The organism is Pseudomonas sp. 32A, from assembly GCF_052682255.1.
In genome coordinates, this window is the sequence record NZ_JBQYLY010000001.1 from 868,704 (window position 1) to 889,712 (window position 21,009).

Annotated in this window: 19 protein-coding genes and 1 pseudogene; 10 read left to right on the forward strand and 10 right to left on the reverse strand. The window is 59.3% G+C overall.

The genetic code is table 11. The features are described from left to right. Position 1: 1 nt before the first annotated feature. Together maiA and ACUN0G_RS03910 are read left to right on the forward strand one after the other, a co-directional pair. A complete protein-coding gene (gene maiA, locus ACUN0G_RS03905) occupies positions 2–643 on the forward strand; it encodes a maleylacetoacetate isomerase (RefSeq protein WP_445572729.1) in 642 nt (213 codons plus the stop codon). Between the two features lie 143 nt (positions 644–786). After that, a complete protein-coding gene (locus ACUN0G_RS03910; protein ID WP_445572730.1) occupies positions 787–2,172 on the forward strand; it encodes an MFS transporter in 1,386 nt (461 codons plus the stop codon). On the opposite strand, the gene ACUN0G_RS03915 is transcribed toward ACUN0G_RS03910, so the two are convergent. Next, positions 2,096–2,899 carry a SirB1 family protein gene (locus ACUN0G_RS03915; RefSeq protein WP_258343781.1) on the reverse strand — a complete coding sequence of 268 codons (804 nt, stop codon included), beginning with the start codon at positions 2,897–2,899 and terminating at the stop codon, positions 2,096–2,098. The genes ACUN0G_RS03910 and ACUN0G_RS03915 overlap by 77 nt on opposite strands. Before the next feature lie 186 nt (positions 2,900–3,085). Here ACUN0G_RS03915 and ACUN0G_RS03920 point away from each other — a divergent pair, with 186 nt between their 5' ends. Together ACUN0G_RS03920 and ACUN0G_RS03925 are read left to right on the forward strand one after the other, a co-directional pair. Next, a complete protein-coding gene (locus ACUN0G_RS03920) occupies positions 3,086–4,105 on the forward strand; it encodes a Leu/Phe/Val dehydrogenase (protein WP_076017715.1) in 1,020 nt (339 codons plus the stop codon). 137 nt (positions 4,106–4,242) lie between these two features. Further along, positions 4,243–4,968: a dienelactone hydrolase family protein gene (locus ACUN0G_RS03925; RefSeq protein WP_445572731.1), complete on the forward strand. Its 726-nt coding sequence runs from the start codon at positions 4,243–4,245 to the stop codon at positions 4,966–4,968. A 162-nt stretch (positions 4,969–5,130) separates the two neighbouring features. Here the strand turns inward: ACUN0G_RS03925 and ACUN0G_RS03930 are convergent, their stop codons facing one another. Further along, positions 5,131–5,391: a YebG family protein gene (locus ACUN0G_RS03930; protein WP_003212789.1), complete on the reverse strand. Its 261-nt coding sequence runs from the start codon at positions 5,389–5,391 to the stop codon at positions 5,131–5,133. A 465-nt stretch (positions 5,392–5,856) separates the two neighbouring features. Here ACUN0G_RS03930 and ACUN0G_RS03935 point away from each other — a divergent pair, with 465 nt between their 5' ends. Next, the gene (locus ACUN0G_RS03935) at positions 5,857–6,192 is read left to right on the forward strand and encodes a DUF6124 family protein (RefSeq protein ID WP_445572732.1); all 336 of its coding nucleotides are present in this window, start codon (positions 5,857–5,859) and stop codon (positions 6,190–6,192) included. 451 nt (positions 6,193–6,643) lie between these two features. Further along, positions 6,644–7,132, forward strand: a complete 489-nt coding sequence (locus tag ACUN0G_RS03940; RefSeq protein ID WP_219273871.1) for a phosphate-starvation-inducible protein PsiE — start codon at positions 6,644–6,646, stop codon at positions 7,130–7,132. Between the two features lie 214 nt (positions 7,133–7,346). Here ACUN0G_RS03940 and ACUN0G_RS03945 read toward each other — a convergent pair whose 3' ends face one another. Further along, complete coding sequence (locus ACUN0G_RS03945; protein WP_445572733.1) at positions 7,347–8,978, reverse strand: DUF4435 domain-containing protein; 1,632 nt, start codon at positions 8,976–8,978, stop codon at positions 7,347–7,349. A gap of 194 nt (positions 8,979–9,172) precedes the next feature. Here ACUN0G_RS03945 and ACUN0G_RS03950 point away from each other — a divergent pair. Further along, a pseudogene (locus tag ACUN0G_RS03950) lies at positions 9,173–9,412 on the forward strand (phosphate-starvation-inducible PsiE family protein); the annotation flags it as partial. Here the strand turns inward: ACUN0G_RS03950 and ACUN0G_RS03955 are convergent. The 3 genes from ACUN0G_RS03955 to ACUN0G_RS03965 all read right to left on the reverse strand — a co-directional run bounded on the left by ACUN0G_RS03955 (position 9,409) and on the right by ACUN0G_RS03965 (position 12,759). After that, complete coding sequence (locus ACUN0G_RS03955; RefSeq protein ID WP_445572734.1) at positions 9,409–9,726, reverse strand: DUF3509 domain-containing protein; 318 nt, start codon at positions 9,724–9,726, stop codon at positions 9,409–9,411. The pseudogene ACUN0G_RS03950 and the gene ACUN0G_RS03955 sit on opposite strands and share 4 nt — an antisense overlap. Before the next feature lie 300 nt (positions 9,727–10,026). Beyond that, positions 10,027–11,322, reverse strand: a complete 1,296-nt coding sequence (locus ACUN0G_RS03960) for a serine/threonine transporter (protein WP_076017626.1) — start codon at positions 11,320–11,322, stop codon at positions 10,027–10,029. 60 nt (positions 11,323–11,382) lie between these two features. Then, positions 11,383–12,759 (reverse strand): L-serine ammonia-lyase, encoded by a 1,377-nt coding sequence (locus ACUN0G_RS03965; RefSeq protein WP_445572735.1) that lies wholly within the window; start codon positions 12,757–12,759, stop codon positions 11,383–11,385. Between the two features lie 137 nt (positions 12,760–12,896). Here ACUN0G_RS03965 and ACUN0G_RS03970 point away from each other — a divergent pair, with 137 nt between their 5' ends. After that, positions 12,897–13,844, forward strand: a complete 948-nt coding sequence (locus ACUN0G_RS03970) for a LysR substrate-binding domain-containing protein (protein ID WP_010176953.1) — start codon at positions 12,897–12,899, stop codon at positions 13,842–13,844. 211 nt (positions 13,845–14,055) lie between these two features. Continuing rightward, a complete protein-coding gene (locus ACUN0G_RS03975) occupies positions 14,056–14,466 on the forward strand; it encodes an HPF/RaiA family ribosome-associated protein (protein WP_017476049.1) in 411 nt (136 codons plus the stop codon). A gap of 69 nt (positions 14,467–14,535) precedes the next feature. Here the strand turns inward: ACUN0G_RS03975 and ACUN0G_RS03980 are convergent, their stop codons facing one another. After that, on the reverse strand, positions 14,536–16,044 hold the full coding sequence (locus ACUN0G_RS03980) for an MFS transporter (protein ID WP_445572736.1): 1,509 nt from the start codon (positions 16,042–16,044) through the stop codon (positions 14,536–14,538). 104 nt (positions 16,045–16,148) lie between these two features. Between ACUN0G_RS03980 and ACUN0G_RS03985 the strand changes: the two genes are divergently transcribed. Next, the gene (locus tag ACUN0G_RS03985; protein WP_445572737.1) at positions 16,149–17,021 is read left to right on the forward strand and encodes a LysR family transcriptional regulator; all 873 of its coding nucleotides are present in this window, start codon (positions 16,149–16,151) and stop codon (positions 17,019–17,021) included. Here the strand turns inward: ACUN0G_RS03985 and fecA are convergent, their stop codons facing one another. The 3 genes from fecA to ACUN0G_RS04000 form a co-directional block, all read right to left on the reverse strand. Further along, entirely contained in the window at positions 17,022–19,367 is a 2,346-nt protein-coding gene (gene fecA / locus ACUN0G_RS03990) for a TonB-dependent Fe(3+) dicitrate receptor FecA (RefSeq protein ID WP_063033068.1), read from the reverse strand. It lies immediately after the preceding gene. Positions 19,368–19,457: 90 nt separating this feature from the next. After that, a complete protein-coding gene (locus ACUN0G_RS03995; RefSeq protein ID WP_445572738.1) occupies positions 19,458–20,399 on the reverse strand; it encodes a FecR domain-containing protein in 942 nt (313 codons plus the stop codon). Beyond that, positions 20,396–20,884 carry a sigma-70 family RNA polymerase sigma factor gene (locus ACUN0G_RS04000; RefSeq protein ID WP_134325775.1) on the reverse strand — a complete coding sequence of 163 codons (489 nt, stop codon included), beginning with the start codon at positions 20,882–20,884 and terminating at the stop codon, positions 20,396–20,398. The genes ACUN0G_RS03995 and ACUN0G_RS04000 overlap by 4 nt, the downstream gene beginning before the upstream one ends. Positions 20,885–21,009: the final 125 nt, after the last annotated feature.

Sequence of the window (21,009 nt, forward strand, 5' to 3'; positions counted from 1 at the left end):
CATGGAACTCTATACCTACTACCGCTCCACTTCGTCCTACCGGGTGCGGATCGCGTTGGCCCTCAAGTGCCTGGACTTCACCGCCGTGCCGGTCAACCTGCTGGTGCCCAAGGGCGGCGCCAACCATCAGCCGGAGTACCTGGCGATCAACCCGCAAGGTCGTGTACCGGCCTTGCGCACGGATGATGGTGATGTGTTGATTCAGTCGCCGGCGATCATCGAGTACCTGGAGGAACGTTATCCACAGGTGCCGTTGCTCTCCAGGGATCTGGCAACCCGTGCCCATGAGCGCGCGGTGGCGTCGATCATCGGTTGCGACATTCATCCGCTGCACAACTCCAGTACCCAGAATCTGCTCAAACAGTGGGGGCACGATGAGGCGCAAGTGTTGGAGTGGATCGGGCACTGGATCAGCCAGGGCTTGGCGGCGGTTGAGCAGTTGATCGGCGATCAGGGTTACTGCTTTGGTGAGCAGCCGGGGATGGCGGATACGTTCTTGATTCCACAGTTGTACGCGGCGGAGCGGTTCAAGGTGTCGCTGGCGGCGTACCCGCGCATTCAGCGAGTGGCGGGGTTGGCGGCGCAGCATCCGGCGTTCATGGCGGCTCATCCCGCCAACCAACCGGATACCCCTCCAGTCTGATCGTTCCCACGCTCTGCGTGGGAATGCCGCCCTGGACGCTCTGCGTCCGTGACGCGGAGCGTCACCTGATTCATTCCCACGCGGAGCGTGGGAACGATCTACAACGATCTACACCACTATAAAAACAATACAGGTCCCTTGCGATGCACAATCAGATTGCCAGCTTTCGTGCGGCACTCGACGCCCGTCCGGTGTCGCGCTATCAGTGGTTGATTCTCCTGTTGCTGGCACTGTTGCTGGTCACCGACGGCTACGACGCCCAGGTCCTGGGCTACGTGGTCCCGGCGCTGGCCAAGGACTGGGGCCTGGAAAAAGCCGCGTTCGGCCCGGTGTTCAGCGCCAACCTGCTGGGGCTGACGCTGGGCTCCCTGGCCGTCACGCCGCTGGCGGATCGCTTCGGGGTGCGGCGCATCCTGCTGTGCTGTGTGTTGATCTACGCCAGCCTCACGGTGCTGATGGTGTTCGCCAATTCCCTGAATACCCTCATGGCCGCGCGCTTTATCTGCGGCATCGGCATGGGCGGTGCGATGCCCAGCGCCATGGCCTTGATGTCGGAGTATTCGCCACCACGCTTGCGAACCTTGATGGTGACGCTGGCGGCCTGTGGCTTCTCTTTCGGTGGTGCGGCCGGTGGTTTTGTCGCGGCCGGGTTTATCGACAGTTTCGGCTGGCAGGCGGTGTTCCTCGCCGGTGGTGTGACGCCGTTGCTGTTGTTCCCGTTTCTCGCCTGGATGCTGCCTGAATCGCTGCCACGCCTGCTGCGTGATGCACCGCCCTATGCGCGCCTGCAAAAAGTCACCGCGCGGATGCTGCCAGGCTGGCAACCGCCGGCGGCCAACGAAGCAGAAAACCGCCAGGCGCAAGGCAGCAAACTGACGGTGGTGGAGCTGTTCCGCCATGGCTACGCGCGCCCGACATTACTGCTGTGGGCGACGTTTTTTGTCAGCCTGATCCTGCTGTATTTCATGATCAGCTGGCTGCCTTCGCTGTTGCTGGAAAGCGGCTTGGGCCTGAACGAAGCCAATCTGGTGACCTCGATGTTCCTGTTCGCCGGGACCTTGGGCGCCATCGGCATGGCCTGGTTTGCCGACCGGCTCAAAAGCAAAGTGCGCCTACTGTCCGGCGTGCTGGCAGCGGCTGCGGTGTGCACCATCCTGCTGGGGCTGAATCACGACAATCCGCGCTATCTGGTGGCCTGCGTGTTTGCGGCGGGCTTCTGCATCATCGGCGGTCAACTGACCCTGAACGCGTTCGCCAGTAACTTCTACCCGGCTCACGTGCGGGCCACCGGTACCGGCTGGGCGCTGGGTGTCGGGCGGTTCGGGTCGATCCTGGGGCCGCTGTTCGGCAGCCTGCTGCTGGCGATGCACATACCGGTGCAGCAGATTTTCTTCTTCTGCGCGATTCCGGCGGTGATGGCGGCGTTGTTGATTATCCAGGTGCGCTCGCCAGTCAATGCACCACAGAGTTCGGCGGCAAATGGCCCAGCCGTTCGGTCAGGCGTAGACGCTGGATCGGGTCTTCGCTGAGCATCAACGCGTGTTCCAGGTCAAAACGCTCGGCATTCGGGCAATCCAGGCGCTGATACAAACTGGCTCGGGCCAGGTAATCGGCGGCGCTGGCATTGCCCAGCTCCAGCACGCGTTCGGCGTCCACCAGAGCGGCCAGGTGGTCGTCGTTGGACAGGTGCAACTGGCGCAGATTACGCGACAGCCGTTGCAGGATCGATCGCGGCTCGGCGGTATGCAGGTGGTCGGCCTGCAACTTGAGATTGGGCCCGTACTGGCGGGTCAGCAGGTCGCGGCAATCGTTGGGGTACAGCCGGCGGCCGCCGCACGGGTCGAGCAGGTGATCGGCACCCGGCACCCGCAACAGGAAGTGCCCCGGAAAGTTGACGCCGACCAGCGGAATGTCCAGGCGCCTCGCCAGCTCCAGGGCAATCAGCCCGAGGGCCAGCGGCTGCCCGCGTTTACGCTTCAACACCTTGTCCAGCAGCGCGGCGGCGGGGCGCAGCGGGGTGTGGTCATCCTGGGCGAACCCCAGGTCATTCATGCGCCGCAGCAAAGGTTGCCCGAGTTCATCTGCCGGCAGCACCGGCATGCTGAGGCTGACCAACTGCTGCAACACCTTGAAGTCCTGCAGGATGGCCACGGGGTCTACCGCGGGGTCGTGTTCGGCCGCCATCCACAGCGCGGCTTCAAACAGCGCGGGCGGTGATCGTTCCAGGCAGGCAAAAAAAGCGTCGCGGGGCTTCATTGGGTTCTCCGGCGGATGCCTCGTTTTAGCCTTGCTGTGAACTTTCGTCCAGTGCCTTGAGAAGCGTCCTACCTGTTTATGTCGCAAACCCTTTAAAACCGGTGGCCTTATTCCTGCGTGCTCGGGCAGGGTTTCGCAGGCAGTCCTATACTTGGCGCCTACCAGAAGTGATTCGGGAGCTCGACGATGTTTGCGCTCATGCACAGCACCCGCCTTGAATCGCTGCACCTGAGCGTTGACCCGGCCACCGGGTTGAAGGCGGTCATTGCCATCCATAACAGCCGCCTGGGCCCCGCCCTTGGAGGTTGCCGCTATCTCTCTTACCCCGACGATGAAAGTGCCGTGGAGGATGCCGCGCGCCTGGCCCAGGGCATGAGCTACAAGGCCGCGCTGGCCGGTTTGCCGGTGGGTGGCGGCAACGCGGTGATCATCCGACCCGCCCACGTGGAAAGCCGCGCCGCGCTGTTTGAAGCCTTTGGTCGCTGCATCGAGCAACTTGATGGTCGCTACATCACCGCCATCGACAGCGGCACCTCGGTGGCCGACATGGATTGCATCGCCCAGCAGACCCGCTATGTCACCAGCACCACGGCGGCCGGCGATCCGTCGCCCCACGCGGCGATGGGGGTGTTCGCCGGCATCCGCACCACCGCGATGGCTCGCCTGGGCAGCGATAACCTGGAAGGTCTGCGCGTGGCGATCCAGGGCCTGGGCAACGTCGGTTATGCGCTGGCCGAGCAGCTGCACGCCGCCGGGGCTGAATTGCTGGTGAGCGACATCGACCACGGCAAGGTGCAACTGGCCATGGAGCAACTGGGTGCGCACCCGATTGCCAATGAAGCCTTGCTCAGCACCCCATGCGATATCCTTGCGCCCTGCGGTGTGGGCGCGGTGTTCAACCGCTACACGGTCGCTCAGTTGCGATGCGCAGCGGTAGCCGGCTCCGCCAGTGCGCAACTGACCAACCTGCAAGTGGCCGATCAACTGGAAGGCCGTGGGATTCTTTACGCGCCGGACTACGTGATCAACTCCGGTGGGCTGATCTACGTGGCCCTCAAGCACGGCGGCGCGGAGCTGGAAACCATCACCGCGCACTTGTCGAACATCGGCACCCGCCTGACCGAAATCTTCGCCCATGCCCAGGCTGAAAAACGGTCACCCGCGCGGGTGGCGGATGAGCTGGCGGAGCGCTTGCTGTACCGCTGAAGATAATCGCTGCTTAACCGTCGACGTGTAACTGTCATTCGCCCAGCGTGGGAAATAGATGGTTACACCCACGTAGCCGTGCACTTTACTATTGTGGTTGAACGCTAGGTTTCTCAAATCCCGAGACAGAGGTTGGCATGTCCAAACAAACAGCAGGGCGCTCCAGCGGGCGCATGATCACCTTCAAACGCCCGGATGGCGCTGACGTCAACGGCTACCTGGCCAGCCCGGCGGTACTCGAAGGTTCTCCAGCAATTGTGGTGATCCAGGAATGGTGGGGCCTCAACGACCAGATCAAGGGCGTGGCGAATCGCTTGGCCGAGTGCGGCTACCGGGCACTGGTACCGGACCTTTATCGCGGTGCATCCACGGTAGAAGAGGAAGAAGCCCATCACTTGATGGATGGCCTGGATTTTGGTGACGCGGTTTCCCAGGACATCAAGGGCGCCGTGCAGTACTTGCAGGCAGATTCGAAAAAAGTCGGCGTGACCGGTTATTGCATGGGTGGGGCGTTGACGTTGCTGGCGTTGAACGCGATTCCGGAAGTGGCTGCGGGCGTGGTGTGGTACGGCTTCCCGCCGCTGGAGTATCTGGATGCTTCGAAGATCAAGGCGCCGCTGATTGGGCACTGGGGCACACAGGATGCCTTCTTCAACATTGACACCGTGGCGGAGCTGGAGTCGAAACTGCACGCAGCCGGTGTGGACGCGACGTTCCATCGCTACCTGGCGCGTCATGCGTTTGCCAACGAGACAGCGATTGGCGATGGGCGTATTGCGGATACGCAATACGATGCCGCTTGGTCGCAACTGGCGTGGGACCGGACGTTGACGTTCTTCGGGAAGACCTTGTGGCAGGTATGACACAGGTAAAGGGCATCAACGCATAACCTGTGGCTAGGGAGCTTGTTGTGGCGAGGGAGCAAGCTCCCTCGCCACAACAAGCTCCCTAGCCACAACAAGTTCCCTCGCTACAAGCAAGCGCCCTTGGCCACAGCAAGCCCTTTCGCCACTACCGGCAATGCATCACTCAGCCGCTGGCTGCCCAATCTCCGCCAATGCACTCGCATTGTTCTTGAACGCCGCCGCAAACGCCGCGCGGTTCTTGGCCATGAAAATACCGGCATCTTCAGCCTGCTTCTCGCTCAAGCCTTCGACGTTTTTCAACAGCACTTCCATCAGGGACTCTGCCAGTTCAAGCATCTGGTCGTGTGCGTCGGCAAGTTTGCGATCCACGAATGTAGTCTCCAGGTCACGGGTACTGCGATACAGGGTTTCAACAGCCATTTTTCGGCCTCGTCATCGGTGCAGTATTGAAGGGAGTTGCCCTTGGTTCGGGTGTCGCCAAGCGTTCTCGCGACTACTGTATTTATATACAGCTAAAAGCATAAGCCAATCCATGGGCTTTGGGTAGTGGCTTTTCAATGTAGTTGGAATCCGGGGGTTTGCAGCAAGAGAAATTTCTGACAACTTGCCGGGGTTGCGCCGGTTTCGTCCGTTCGCTTACCTTCCTCGGGCGCTGCAAATGCAGCGAACGGGCTTGGCGGCTCGGTAACGAAAGGCGTAACAACGTCCCAACAAGATTGCAGACGCTTCCTGGCGTTTGTATTCCTGTGTCATGACGGGTTGCGCATGGACCCTTCGGGGTGCCGGTTTTCTTCTTTCGTACCGGTCCGCCAACCTTGTGCAATCCGTCACCTAATCTGCTTGGCGGCAGATGGGGACGGCCCTTAATACGAAAGAGTCTGTGCCATGAAAAAGCTTACCCCGAGTCCCCCTTACGATTCACACACTGACACCCGTCTTCAAGCCGCAGCCAACCGCGCCATTGATCACTATCTGCGCCCTGAAACACCTGAACCACCTCCCGAACCCTCCTCGATTCTTTTCAGCGTTACGCCCAATGCCGACACGGAAACGTTACTCGCCAATGCCTGCGAAACCTTGAACAGTGCCCGTGAAATGGCCAGCAGCCTGGCTTTTGAGCTTGAGGGCCCGCAGCGAAGTTTGCTTCTGGCGATCCACCAACTGCTCGAAATGAGTGGGTTATTGGTCGATCAAGCGTTGGATCAAGTCGCCCCGACCTGACCTAAATCACCCGGTCACCTGGATTGTTCCCACGCTCTGCGTGGGAATGCATACCGTGACGCTCCGCGTCACCTCTACCCGAAACCATGGGGCATGGGACGCAGAGCGTCCGGGGCGGCATTCCCACGCAGAGCGTGGGAACGATCATCGAGCTGCAAGATAAGTGCCTAATGTCACCCTACCACCACGGATCGTTCTCACGCTCTGCGTGGGAATGCATACCGTGACGCTCCGCGTCATCTCTACTCGAAACCATTGGGCATGGGACGCGGAGCGTCCGGGGCGGCATTCCCACGCAGAGCGTGGGAACGATCATCAAGCAGCAAGATAAGTGCCTCATATCACCCCGCCACCATCTCACTTCCTGTTCCCTGGCCTTTTTTCTGCATGCAGAGAAACCGTCACGTCCAACCCGCATTATCCGGTCGAGCCGACCTAAGGAAGCATCATCGTGAAAATCAACTGGGCTGAAAACCTGCGCAAGACCGTGCACCAACTGGCCGAGTCCTTGGGAAATCTGTTCGTCGAGACCTTCCACTACCTGGCGCTGTTCGCCATTGGTGCGGTGACCGCCTATGCAGCGGTGATGGAGTTTCTGGGGATGCTGGAAACGGGGCACATCAAGATCGATGACATCTTGCTGCTGTTCATTTACCTGGAACTGGGGGCGATGGTCGGGATTTACTTCAAGACCAACCACATGCCGGTGCGCTTCCTGATCTACGTGGCGATCACTGCGCTGACCCGCTTGCTGATCTCCAACGTCTCACACCACAACCCGCCCGACCTCGGCATCATCTACCTGTGCGGTGGGATTCTGCTGTTGGCGTTCGCGATTCTAGTGGTGCGGTATGCATCGTCGGCGTTTCCGTCGGTGAAGGTCCAGGCCCCGCCACGTAAAGACGAAGCGAGCCTGGAAACGGAGAAAGGCGAACTTTAAAATGTTGTCTTCAGTGGGCGCTGCTGCGTATAGGAATACTTAAAGTTTTAAAGGTTTATTGAATGGGAAATTTATTTGGGGGCATAATGGGGTTAATGTTTGGTTTGGGGGTTCTGTAATATATCAATATATTAAGTTGTAGCGATCTATGGATAATTTGGACTGGCGTAGTTGGCCAGTCCCAACCTGACTCGCGATGCTCTTAAATGGGTTGTTATGGCGGTGTTAGTGCGATTTTTTTAAAGTTTCCAAAATAGTTTATTAGTGCATTTGTAATTTCGTGGTTTAAGTCTGTTTGTGCTAATCTGACAACTAGTTCTGGAAGTCCGCCATTTGCCAGGTCTAATTCTGTGCTGATTTGTGCTGAGAGGGTCTTTCTATTGTAGAACATGAGTAATTTTTTATAGTCGCTTTTGCTTATTAAGTCGTTAAATGCTTGGGATGTCTCCTGATACAATGAACTGATATCAATGCTTTCGTGTAGTTCCTTAAGGGCAAGAGTTAACTGTTTTTCACCTTTTGCTTTTTCATTGAAGAAATTTAGTTTGAATTTTATTTCCCCAGCTACGCGTAAAGATATTTGCGTATCTAGTTCGGTCTTTAGTTTTTTAAATACAGAGGTTGAAATTTTTTTGAAATCTGCTGCGGGGTCTCTGGAGAGTCGAGAGCTTACAATGTTCAGTACTTCTTTTGTGCAAAATAGGTTCTCGACTTCGGCTACATCTAGTACATAGATTGAGTCTTTTTCTAGAGCGGAGATTTCAGCTTGGACTCTTCTGTCTCTATCGATAACTCCAAATACTGAGAGGTTGTGAAGTTGTACATTTGATTTGAATGCTTTTACTGACTGTATTACTTGTGTGCAACTTCCTCGAGGTATCACCAAGAAGGAGGGTAAAATTGCTCGGTATAATGAAATATCATGACTTCCATTATCGCCTTCAACAAATACAACGGGTTTTCTGCTACCTAGAACCTCCAATAGGAGACCACCTGGAAGGTCATTTTCGACCAGTTCTTCCCAGTCCCAATGTTGGCCGTCGAATGATTTTATCCAGATCCGTTTTGAATTTTCCTTCGCTGCTGCGAAATCTACATCATGTGTTAAGTAGATGAATAAGCAGTCCTGCCTTAGTCTTTCAATTTCAACCCATAGAGGTATCTGTACTGATTTGTGTAGGTGTAATTCAGGTTCGTCTATCACAATGATGCCGTCTTTAGGGGCAGCTAGGCATTGGCCTATCAAATAAAAAATTACCCTTTCGCCGTCACTCATTTCTGATGAGTTATAGATTTTTTCAGGAGAGTTTCTTATTCTTGTTTGAATTCTAAGTCCGCCTATTATAAGCTCTCTGTGCGGTAATATTTTTTCCCAAACTTCTTTTATTAAGTCCAGCTTTGTAAGGGGAGGCTCAATTCTCTGGTTATTGTTTTTTTGCAGAATTTTAAATTTCGCATTTTCCTCTGTTTCGTTTGAAAACAAGTAAACCATAAGCTTTTGGAAGTCATTCAACATTGATATCGCGGGCTTCCCACCCCATCTACTTCCCTCTCTATAAATTTGTCCCTGTCCCTCGGGGCTGTCAGCATGTCCGAATAATAAGTCTTTTTCTGCACGCTCTATAGAGACAGGGGTAATGGAGTCTGGCATTGCGAGGGATTTTTGAGCTGAAATTCGATGTATTGATTTGAGTTGGGGGGATTTCATTTCAAACCAAGCACCTAGGCGAGTTTTACCTGATCCGTTTGCTCCAATTAGGAGAATGCTTTGAGAGTTTGACTTTATATCGCTAAGTGTGTTGTCTGATTTTGGAAGAATTAACTCGTACTTTGTGTCTTTAGTCATATTGGTCCCTTAACATTTTATAAGTTTTTATTTTATCTTGGTGATAAGATTGATTTGGTGCTATTGAGATTGTCCTTCTGTTCGATCATTACCCATGAAATTATTAAAGGGAATACGGCCTTCTGAGCATGATTGAAATTAACACGAGCACAATGTGATGGCGATAGGCCTTGTATCGTGTTCAGTTAATTTTCATGCCCGTGCGCTTCCTGATCTACGTGGCGATCACTGCGCTGACCCGCTTGCTGATCTCCAACGTCTCACACCACAACCCGCCCGACCTCGGCATCATCTACCTGTGCGGTGGGATTCTGCTGTTGGCGTTCGCGATTCTGGTGGTGCGGTATGCGTCGTCGGCGTTTCCGTCGGTGAAGGTCGAAGGCCCGCGCCGCAAGGGCGAAGCGAGCCTTGAAACAGAGAAAGGCGAGGTTTAGAACCCGACGTTCAGCGGCGGCCTGGTGACGGGCGGCCGCTGCAACACTTTGTGACTGTCCCCATCGGTCATCACCGCCAATATCTCGATCGCGCTATGCCCCTGTTCGATCGCAATCCCGAATTGCACACTCTGCACCAGCCGTTTCAGGCGCTGTGGGTCGTTGCGTTGTTCGGCGCTGATCATGCGTTTGGCCACGACGCCGTCTTCATCGGACAGGGTCAGCATGATGCTGCCGTCCAGCCGCTGGATGCTTAAATTGACCCGGTATTTCGGGGAGAAGGTGTCGGTGATGATCTGAAAAGGGTTGTCCATGGTGCGTTACCGCCTGATAAGAACATGCAGTCATTGACGACCGGTGTCGGGATTAGTTCGCGTTTCCTGACCGCCGGCCATTCGCTCGCTGAGGCTTTCACAAGGTCCGTTTTCCTCAGTAGCTGTACAGCAAAGGGCGTGCCGTACAGCAATCTGCCTGCCATCGAATGACCCTTGTGGGAGCGGGCTTGCTCGCGAATGCGGTGTGTCAGCCAATGAATACTCGGCTGAAGGACCGCTTTCGCGAGCAAGCCCGCTCCCACATTGGGTTGGCGGTGTTTTTGCGCGCGGTGATCCGTTTCAGGGCATCACGGAAAAAACGATCGCAGACAGCGCAATCAAGCCGACCAACACCACAAACACGTTGGACGCCTGGCCCGAGTACTGGCGCAAGGATGGCACCCGGCGGATGGCGTACATCGGCATCAGGAACAACAGGCAAGCGATGATCGGCCCGCCCATGGTCTCGATCATGCCGAGGATGCTCGGGTTGAAGGTGGCGACGGCCCAGCAGGTCAGGACCATAAACAGCGCGGTGCAGCGCTCCAGCCACTTGGCCGACATGCTGCGGTTACGCCCGCGCAGGGATTTGACGATCAGGCCCTGGAAACCTTCGCTCGCGCCGATGTAGTGGCCCAGGAAGGATTTGGTGATTGCCACCAGCGCGATCAACGGCGCGGCGTAGGCGATCACCGGGGTCTGGAAGTGGTTGGCCAGGTACGACAGGATCGAGATGTTCTGCGCCTTCGCGGCGGCCAGGTCAGCCGGCGACAGGGCCAGCACGCAACTGAAGCAGAAGAACATCACCGTCAGCACCATCATGCTGTGGGCCATGGCCAGGATGCCGCTGCTTTTGCGCTCGGCCTGCGGGCCGTACACGCGTTTCTGGTCGACGGCGAAGGCGGAGATGATCGGCGAGTGGTTGAAGGAAAACACCATCACCGGGATTGCCAGCCACAAGGTCTTGAAGAACGCCGGCAGGGGCATGCCTTCGCTGGCGGAGGCGAAGAACGCGCCGTTCCAGTTGGGGATCAGGCTCACCGCCAACAGCAGCAGGGCGGCGACGAACGGGTACACCAGCACGCTCATGGCCTTGACGATCACGCCCTGGCCGCAACGCACGATGGCCATCAGGCCGAGGATCAGCACCAGCGACAGGATCGCCCGGGGCGGCGGCGCCATGTGCAGTTGGTGTTCCATAAAGCTGGTCAGGGTGTTGGTCAGCGCCACGCTGTACACCAGCAAAATCGGGAAGATCGCAAAGAAGTAGAGCAGGGTGATCAGCTTGCCGGCGCCGATGCCGAAGTGTTCTTCCACCACGTCGGTGATGTCGCCGGATTTGCCCGACAACACAAAGCGCGTCAGCCCACGGTGGGCGAAGAAAGTCATCGGGAAGGCCAGCAGCGCCAGCACGATCAACGGCCAGAAGCCGCCCACGCCGGCGTTGATCGGCAGGAACAAGGTGCCAGCACCGATGGCGGTGCCGTAGAGGCCGAGCATCCAAGTGGTGTCGTGTTTGTTCCAGCCTTGTGTAACGGTGGTCGGCGTCAGGTCTACAGCGGGATTTTCGGCAGCAGGTGTACGTACATCGGTCATCGTTATTGCCTCGTTATTATTTTTGCGCGGGCTCACGTTGGGGCGGCAGGAGTGCTCCGATCAGCACTCCACCCAGCTGACCGCCAGGCCGCCCCGTGAAGTTTCTTTGTATTTGTCGTGCATGTCGGCGCCGGTGTCGCGCATGGTGCGGATCACCCGGTCCAGGGAGATGAAGTGTTTGCCGTCGCCGCGCAGGGCCATTTGCGTGGCGTTGATCGCCTTGACCGCGGCGATGGCATTGCGCTCGATGCACGGCACCTGCACCAGGCCGCCCACCGGGTCGCAGGTCAGGCCGAGGTTGTGTTCCAGGCCGATTTCGGCGGCGTTTTCCAGTTGTTCCGGAGACGCACCGAGTATGTCGGCCAAACCTGCGGCGGCCATGGCGCAGGCGGAACCCACTTCGCCCTGGCAGCCGACTTCGGCGCCGGAGATCGAGGCGTTTTTCTTGCAGAGGATGCCGACGGCGGCGGCAGCCAGGAAGAAATTCACCACGTCATCGTCGGACGCGTCCGGGTTGAACTTCATGTAGTAGTGCAGCACCGCCGGGATGATTCCCGCTGCGCCATTGGTTGGCGCGGTGACCATGCGTCCACCGGCAGCGTTTTCTTCGTTGACGGCGAGGGCGAACAGGTTGACCCATTCCATCGCCGACAAGGTCGACGTGATGACATTGGGTTTACCGATTTCCAACAGGCTGCGGTGCAATTTCGCCGCGCGCCGTGGCACATCCAGACCGCCGGGCAAGATGCCCTCGTGGCGCAGGCCTTGTTCGACGCATTCGCGCATCACCGACCAGATATGCAGCAGGCCGCTGCGGATCTCGGCGTCACTGCGCCAGGCCCGTTCGTTGGCCATCATCAGTTCGGAAACCCGCAGGCCGTGCTTGTTGCACAAGGCCAGCAGTTCGACGGCGCTGGAGAAGTCGTAAGGCAATTGCACTTCGCTGGTCGGCGCGATGCCGGATTCGGCTTCCGCCGCTTCGATGATGAAACCGCCGCCCACCGAGTAGTACGTTTGCTCGCTCAACAGGCCGTTTTCGCCGTAGGCGTGCAGGGACATGGCGTTGGGGTGGTAGGGCAGGCTTTCGTCCAGCAGCAGGAGGTCGTGTTGCCAGTTGAAGGCAATCGATGTGCTGCCGCCGAGCAGCAATTGGCCGGACTCGCGCAATTGCTGGATGCGAGGCCCAATGCTGGTGGGGTCGATGCTGTCTGGCCATTCGCCCATCAGGCCCATCACGCAGGCGCGGTCGGTGGCGTGGCCGACGCCGGTGGCGGACAGCGAGCCGTACAAGCGCACTTCTACGCGACGGGTTTCGTCGAGCAATTGCTGGTCAGTCAGCGCCTGGACGAAGGTCGCCGCCGCCCGCATCGGGCCCACGGTATGGGAGCTGGAAGGACCAATGCCTACCTTGAATAGATCGAAAACACTGATAGCCATGCTAAACCCTTACAAGCAATGGAGTAGGAATCGCTGCCATGTTTTGTAGGACAAGCGGAATTGGCGCGATACTGAGCCTCTGGATCGGCAGTGACCAACGAATTATCCTAAGACACCCTTTAGCAGGACTAAACCCTATGGCTCGCCCGCTTCATGGCCAGACCTACGTCTGGTTGCACGTTTTTTCCTGTGCGGCACGGCATTTGTCGTTCACCCGTTGCGCGGAAGAACTGCACATCACCCCGGGCGCTGTCAGCCAGCAAATTCGCCAGTTGGAGGAGCGTTTGGGCTTCCGGCTCTTCCATCGACGGGCGCGCGGGGTTGAGCTGAGCGCAGAAGGCCAGCGGTTGGCGATTACCGTGGGCGAGGCTTATGGCAGCATTGATGCCGAGTTGCAGCGCCTGGATGCCGGGATGATCAGCGGCACCTTGCGCCTGCGTTCGATTCCGTCGTTTCTCGGCAAATGGCTCACGCCGCGCCTGCCACGTTTGCAGCAGCGCTTCCCGGACATCCAATTGCGCATGGTCGCCGAAGACAGCAGCATCGCCTTGCACGAGGGCGACTTCGACCTGGCCATTGACCTTAACGACGGCAGTTACCCTGGATTGTTATCCACAGCCCTGCTGGATGAGCAGATCTTCCCGGTGTGCGCTCCGAGCCTGTTGCGCGGGCGACCGCCGCTGCATGGCCCCGCCGACCTGGTGCATTTCCCGCTGCTGCACGACATCACCGCCTGGCGTGGGAGTTATGAGTACGCGGAGTGGGAGTTCTACCTGAACGCCATCGGCTATGACGCCGCCGACGTACGGCGTGGGCATACCTTCAACCGCAACCACCTGACCATCGAGGCGGCGATTGCCGGCATGGGCGTGGCGATTGCCCGGCGAACCTTGCTCAATGACGAACTGGAACGCGGCACCTTGATCGTGCCGTTCGGCCTCGCCGTACCCAATCACAAACGTTACGTGCTGCTGTACGCACCAGGGGCGCTGAGCCATCCGGGTGTGCGGGCGGTGCATGACTGGCTGGTAGAGGAAGCGGGGATTTTTCGCGGATTGCACCCCTTGGGAGAGGGGCAATTGTAAGGAAGTCGGCGGTAAGAAGATGTAACCAACTCCCCACCCTAACAGCGTTTTTGGTTGTAGTCAGGGTTAATTTGTAATGTGGGATTTATCTTTGCAAAGGGCTTGAAATGTTCCTCCGTCTGCTCAATTGTGTAATCAGGAGGTCATGGTTTTCACCCATCCGGTGAAGCAGGAATGGCCTTCGGCGAGCTAGCTGAAATAAGGGAAAACTATGCAAATCCAAGTCAATAGCGATAACCATATTGAAAGCAGCATCCGACTGGAGGAGTGGGTACGTACCACCATTGAGAGCACGCTCGAACGTTATGAAGAAGATCTGACCCGCGTCGAGGTTTACCTGCGGGACGAGAACGGTGACAAGCCCGGTCCACACGATCTGAGTTGCCGACTGGAAGCACGGCCAAAAGGCCATCAACCGATTTCGGTCCTCCATAAAGCCGATACGCTGGAACAGGCGATCGATGGCGCAGCTACCAAGCTGGAGCATGCCCTGGAGCATCTGTACGGCAAACTGCGCGGCAAACCACGCGCCGCGGGTCAAAGCCTGCCCACTACCAAGGCCGACGAGGCCGAGCTTGAAGAGGAATTCCTGGAAAACGAACAGGCTGCGCTTAACGGCTGATAGCTGATACTTTTTTCAACCCCACTGAAAACGGGCCTGCAGATGCAGGCCCGTTTTTCGTTTAAAGCCTCAGCACGGGCTGCGCCGGAAAAAACAGGCGCTCAAGGCCGAGAGTGCGCACGCGCCCAAGCCTGCGTACAACATGGCCCAACCGGCACCGTTGCGTAGCGCGGCCTGGGCAATCAACGAGCCCTGCGGCAACACCTCCAGCTTGCCGGCGGCGATGTCCTGACTGAGGTTGGCCAACTGCGCCGTGTCGGGCAATACGCCCGCCAGGTAGTGAGCGATCCCGAGTATCAACACCAACCCCATCAGCGCGATATTGAGTGCCAGGGTAATCAGCCGTGCGCTGAAGTCGATGCCCGAGGCCATCCCCGCGCGGTCGGATGAGACTGAGCCGGTGGTGGTGTTGGTGGTGGGCGAGTTGGTAAACGCCAAGCCGCTGCCGGCAATCCCACAGGCAATCAGGATCGATACCACGCTGGGCTGGTCGCTATGGTTGAGCGCGCCCATGGCGACAAAACCCACGCCCATCAGGCTCAGGCCCAACGGAATGATGCGTTCGGCGCCGTAGCGCAGGGCCAGGCGTTCGGCCAGCGGCGGCACCACCAGCGTGGGCAGGGTGTAGGCGAGCAGGGCGAGCCCGGTGAGCATCGTGTCGTAGCCCAGGCCGGCCTGGAAATACAGCGGCAGGTAGATCATGAAGGGCCAGAAGCTGAAGTTCATGCCGATCGAGCCCATCAGCGCGCCGTTGAAGCGCGGGATGCGAAACACCGAGAAATCGAACATCGGATGTGGGCTGCGCCGCTCGACAACCACGAACAACAGCAGGCTGGCCACTGATAACCCGGCCCAACCGAGCATCGCCGGGGTGGCAAAGCCGCTCTCGGTGCCCTGGGTGATGAAGTAAACCAGGGCGAACACCGCCAGGGTCAGGGTGGCCATGCCGGCGATGTCGAGGCGATGGGCCGCCGGGTCGCGGGACTCCTGCACGCTGATGCGCAGCAACACCAAGGTGAACAAGGTCAGCGGCACATGCACCAAAAACACCCAGCGCCAATCCGCGACCGCCAGGATCAACGCCCCCACCATCGGCCCGAAGCCCAGGCCCACACCCGCGATCACGCCCCACACCGCAAAGGCTCGCGCCCGGGCCGCCGGTTCGCGGAACTGGTGCGACAGGATCGCGAACTGGCAGATCATCATCGCCCCGCCACCCACGCCCTGGACGAAACGCGCGGCGATCAGCGTAGACGCATCATTGGCCAGCCCACAGGCCAGCGACGCCAGCCCGAATACCCACAGGCACAGCACCAGCATGCGCCGCCGGCCAAAGCGATCGGCCAGTGTGCCCGCCGCCATCAGCACGCTGGTGCAGGCCAGGGTGTAGGCATTCATGATCCATTGGGCGTCCTGGAAGCCGGTGCCCAGTTGCTGTTCGAGGGTGGGCAGGATGACCGGCACGCTGGAAATCTCCAGTCCGAACATCAGCGCCACCAGACACACGGCGGTGAGCGCCAGGCCGTCTCTGGCGGTACGCGGCGGGTGGATGGCGGATACAACGGCGTCGGATGACATGGCCTCTTCCTTTCGATGGGGGAAGATGTCATTTTCACGGGAATATGATTCTTTATTAGCGATACTTCTTCCTGCAATAAGGGAATTTAGGGCGACAAACGACCATGGCCACTCCGCGTTTTGATGGTGTTGAACTGTTTTTGCAGATCGTCGAAAGCGGCAATCTGACGGAGGCCGCCGAACGGTTGAACCTCACGCGCTCGGCGGTGGGCAAAGGCTTGGCGCGTCTGGAAGCGCGGCTGGGGACGTCGTTGTTGCAACGCTCTACCCGGCGCCAGCGTTTGACCGAGGACGGGCAGGCCTATTACGAGCATTGCCTGCGCGCGCTGGCGGAGTTGGAAGCCGCCGAATCCGTGCTGGAAAGTGGCCGCCAGCAGCCTCGTGGACGGTTAAGGGCCAGCTTGCCTTTGGCGTTCGGCCACCACTATGCGGCGCCGGCGTTGTGGGGGCTGATGGACCATTTTCCGCAACTGGAAATCGAGATTTCCTTCTCAGACCGATTGATCGACCTGGCCCAGGAAGGCTTCGACCTGGCGGTGCGCATTGGCGCATTGCCCGACACCGATCGCTTGAGTGCACGTCGCCTCGGCGAACAGGCGATTGCCCTGGCGGCGTCGCCCGCGTACCTGCAGCGAACCGGTCGAATCGAATCCATCGCGGACCTGGCCGGGCATCGAGGCATTGCCTATCGCAGCAATCCCTCGAACCGGGAGCGGGTGGCCTCGCCATTGATCCTGGACGACCTGCAGGCCGTGGCCGATGCCGCCATCGCCGGGGTCGGTCTGGCCTGGTTGCCCAGTTGGCTGATCGCCCACTACGTACTGCGTGGGCAACTGCAGGCGGTACTGCCGGGCCACCGCGAGCAGCCGATGCCGATCCATGTCATCTGGCCCACGGCGACGCACATGCCGGCCAAGACCCGGTGCGCCATCGACGCGTTGGTGGCCGGCACACCTTCGTGCCTGGCGGGTAGCTGATCAGAACGCGATGGACGTCTGCACATACAGCGTGCGCGGCTCGCCGACGTATTTGCCCTTGTTGTTATCGTCAAACGAGCGGGTGTAGTACTGCTTGTTGAAGATGTTTTTCACACCGACCGCCACGTTCAAATCCGACAGTTGCGGGCCAAAGTCGTACGCCGCGCGGCTGCTGAACAGCATGTAGCCAGGGATGCGTCCGGTGCTGCCATCAGCACTTTCTGCTTCAGTGTTGGCGTTGTCGGCGAACTGGCTGCTCTGGTAGCTGCTGTCCACATTCAACTTCCAGCGACCTTCGGTGTAACCCACACCCAGGGTGCCTTTGTGCTTGGAGGAGAAGGGCACGCGGTTGCCTTTGTTCGGGCCATCTTCACGGATGGTGGCGTCGACGTAGGCGTACGTGGCGTACACATCAAAACCGGCGAGCGCCGGGCTCAAGCCGTCGAGGGCATAGTTGATGCTGGACTCGATGCCCTGGTGACGGGTTTCGCCACGGGCAATCACCGTGTCGTTGGTCTGGTTGCTGTCGTACTGGTTGTCGAAGTTGATCAGGAACGCGCCGATTTCGGCCCGCAGGGTGCCATTGTCGTAACGGGTACCGAGTTCCCAGGTGCGGGCTTTTTCCGGTTTCACTTCGCCGCTGGTCACGCGGTTGGGCATCTGGCTGTACTGCACGCTGCCGAACGAACCTTCGGTGTTGGCGTAGAGGTTCCAGTCGTCCGTCAGGTGGTAGAGCACGTTCAACGCCGGCAGGGCGGTGTTGTAGTCACCCTTGTATTTGACGTTGCTGAGGTTGTTGGTCTGCTGGGACTCGATCATCTCGTAGCGGATGCCCGGGGTGATGGTCCATTTGCCGATATCAATCCGGTCATCGACGAAGAACGCATTGGCTTCGGTGCTGCCCCGGGTGTCGCGGTCGTTGCGGCTGTCGGTGGTGGGCAGTTGCTGATTGGCGGTAATTGGCGTGCGGTAGCGCATTTCGTGGCCGGCTTCGTTGATGTAGCGATAGCCTACGCCGACTTCGTGGCTGGTGGGGCCGAGGTCGAAGCCTTGGGCGAAGCGGGTTTCCAGGCCGCGCACCCAGTACTCGCGGGGCGACAGGGAGAGGAAGTTGCCCTGGTCCAGGTAACCGCTGCGCAGCGTGGTGGTGAAGAAGCTGTTGACGGTGAATTCCCTGCGATCTTCCTGGTAGCGGTAACCGGCGTTGAACATCGTGCGGCGACCCCAGAACTGGTCGTAGGGGCGGGTGGATTGATACGGGTCGGCCTTGTAGGCCGCGGTGCTCAAACCACCGGGCATATCGGCCTTGCCTTCGTAGTACTGCGCCATGGCGTTGAAGCTGTTGGCGTCGTCCAGCTGGTATTTGCCCTTGAGGATCAGGTCGTCGATGCGGGTGTCGCTGTTTTCGCGCCAGTCACCGCCCCGGGTGCCGGAGTACAGGATGGCGCCGCCCAGGCCGTTATCTGCGGTGCCGCCTGCCAGCAGGTTGCCGGTAGTCTTGAAGCCATCATGGCTGGAGGACGGGCTGGTTTCGGTCTGCAGGCCGCCTTTCACCGTCGGCGCGTCGGGAATCGCGCGGGTGACGAAGTTGACGATACCGCCGACGTTCTGCGGGCCATAACGCACGGCGCCGCCGCCACGTACTACGTCGACCGCGTCCATGTTGCCCATGCTGATGGGCGCGAACGACAACTGCGGCTGGCCATACGGCGCGAACGGCACCGGGATGCCGTCCATCAAGACCGTGGAGCGCGAGGCCAGGCGTGGGTTGAGCCCGCGAATGCCGAAGTTCAGCGCCATGTCGTGGCTGCCGGTGCCGTTGTTTTCCGGAGCGTTGACCCCGGGAATGCGGTTGAGCACATCGCGAGCCTGGGTGGCGCCCTGGCGTTCGAATTCTTCGCGGCGGATCACGTCCCGGGCGCCCGGGTGCTCGAAGACGTTGGTTTGCGCCGCGTCCCCCAGCCAGTCGCCGACCACGTTGGAGGTGCCCAATTCGAGGGTGGCCGGAGCATTCGCCGGTTGCAGGCTGAAGGCGTTGTTGCCCTCGGCACGGGCTTGCAGGCCGGTGCCTTTGAGCAACGCATTCAAGCCTTCTTCAGCGGTGTAGTTGCCCGACAGGCCGTGGCTTTGCACGCCGGCGGTCACGTCCGAGCCAAACGAAATCAGCACGCCGGCTTCACGGCCAAACTGGTTCAACGCCGCTTCAAGTGATGTAGGGGCGATGCGATAGGGTTTGGCATCGGCCGCCATCACGTAGGGCACGGCGCTGAAACTGAGGCTGGCCCCCAGCAACAAGTGGCGCAGGGTGCGGGCGAGGGGCGTCAGGCGAGTCGGTTGCTGGGGCATGAAGTGCGGTCCTGAGAAGGAAGGGTCAAGGTGGCTTTCCTTCTCTGTCACGCGAGGTGCGGAAAACGGCTCACGGTTTTTGAAAATAATTCAGGCGCGGGCTTCGACGGTCACCCAGTAGCGGGTAAACCGCCGAACCTTCACCGGCAGGCTGACTTGCAGCAGGTCCAGGATCCGCTCGCTGTCGTCCAGCGGGTAGCTGCCGGAAATCAGCAGATTGGCCACTTGCGGGTCGCAATTGAGCTGACCACGGCGATAACGGCTCAGCTCGGCGAGGAAATCTGCCAGGCGCATGTGGGCCGCCACCAGCATGCCGTCGGCCCAGGCACCGCTGCCGGCATCGGTGGGGCGTGCGGTGTCCCAGCCTTTGCGGGTGAAATTGACCTGATGGGCTTTTTCGACGGTCAGCGGCAAACCGCTATAGGTGTTGGGCATCACGTCAACGTGCCCGTCAAACACCGCCAACTGCGTGTGATCATTGAACTGCCGTACGTTGAGCCGTGCCGCCTGGGCGCTGAGCAAGCCCTGGGCGGTGACGATCCGCAGCGGGCTGTTGCCGGTGTTGGCGGTCAGCTGGATTTCGCCTTCGAGCAGGCGGATCAAGCGTTGTTGACCCTCAAAATGCACATCCACGGCACTGCCGGTGTTGAGCTGCAGCTGGCTGCCATCTGTCAGCTGGAACGTGCGCCGCTGGCCGATGGGGCTGCGGTAGTCGGCACTCAACGGCGGCAGGATATGTTGCTGGCGCAAACCCCAGGCCGCTGCCGACCCGGCGCCGAGTATCAGCAACAACTTCAGCGCCTGACGGCGACTGTTGGATTTCGGTGCATTCAAGGCGGCGTGGGCCAACGGTGATGGCATCCCGCGCAGCCGCTGGTTCACTCGCTGGATGTGCTCCCAGGCCCGCTGATGTTCGCTGTGGGCGTCCAGCCAGTGTTGCCAGGCCGCCTTTTTGCGCGGGTTGAGCGGCCCCTGCTGCATTTCCATCAGCCAGTGCACCGCTTGTTCGGCGACTTGCGTTGAGAAACTCATAGGGCGAAGTAGCAGCGCATCGCCGCTTTATGCAGGTGACGCTTGACCGTGGCGATGGAGATCCCCAGTTCCGCGCCGATTTGCGCGTAGGTCAGGCCGTCGAGCTGGGCCAGCAGGAACGCGCGTTTAACCAGGGGCGCCAAGCCATCCAGCAACTGGTCCAGCTCCATCAGGGTTTGCAGGATGATCGCCCGCTCTTCTTCCGACGGCGCCACGTGTTCGGGCATCTGCGCCAGGGCGTCGAGGTAGGCGCGCTCCAGGTCCTGGCGGCGGTAATGGTTGAACAGCACACGCTTGGCGATGGTGGTAAGAAAGGCGCGGGGTTCGATCAGCGCTGGGGTTTCCCGTGCGGTGAGCACGCGAACGAAGGTGTCCTGGGCCAGGTCGGCGGCGCTTTCCGGGCAGCCGAGCTTGCGACGCAACCAGCCGGTGAGCCAGTGGTGATGGTCGTGGTACAGCACTTCGACGGTGTTGGACGGCTGCAACGCGCACACTCCGCAAGCATGGGCATGCTTTAGAGAACAAGAATTGTTCGCATTGTAGGGCGCGTAGGCGGGTTCGGCAATTACCAGTGATGCGTTCTCTTTTGCTTATGAGAACCTTTATCATT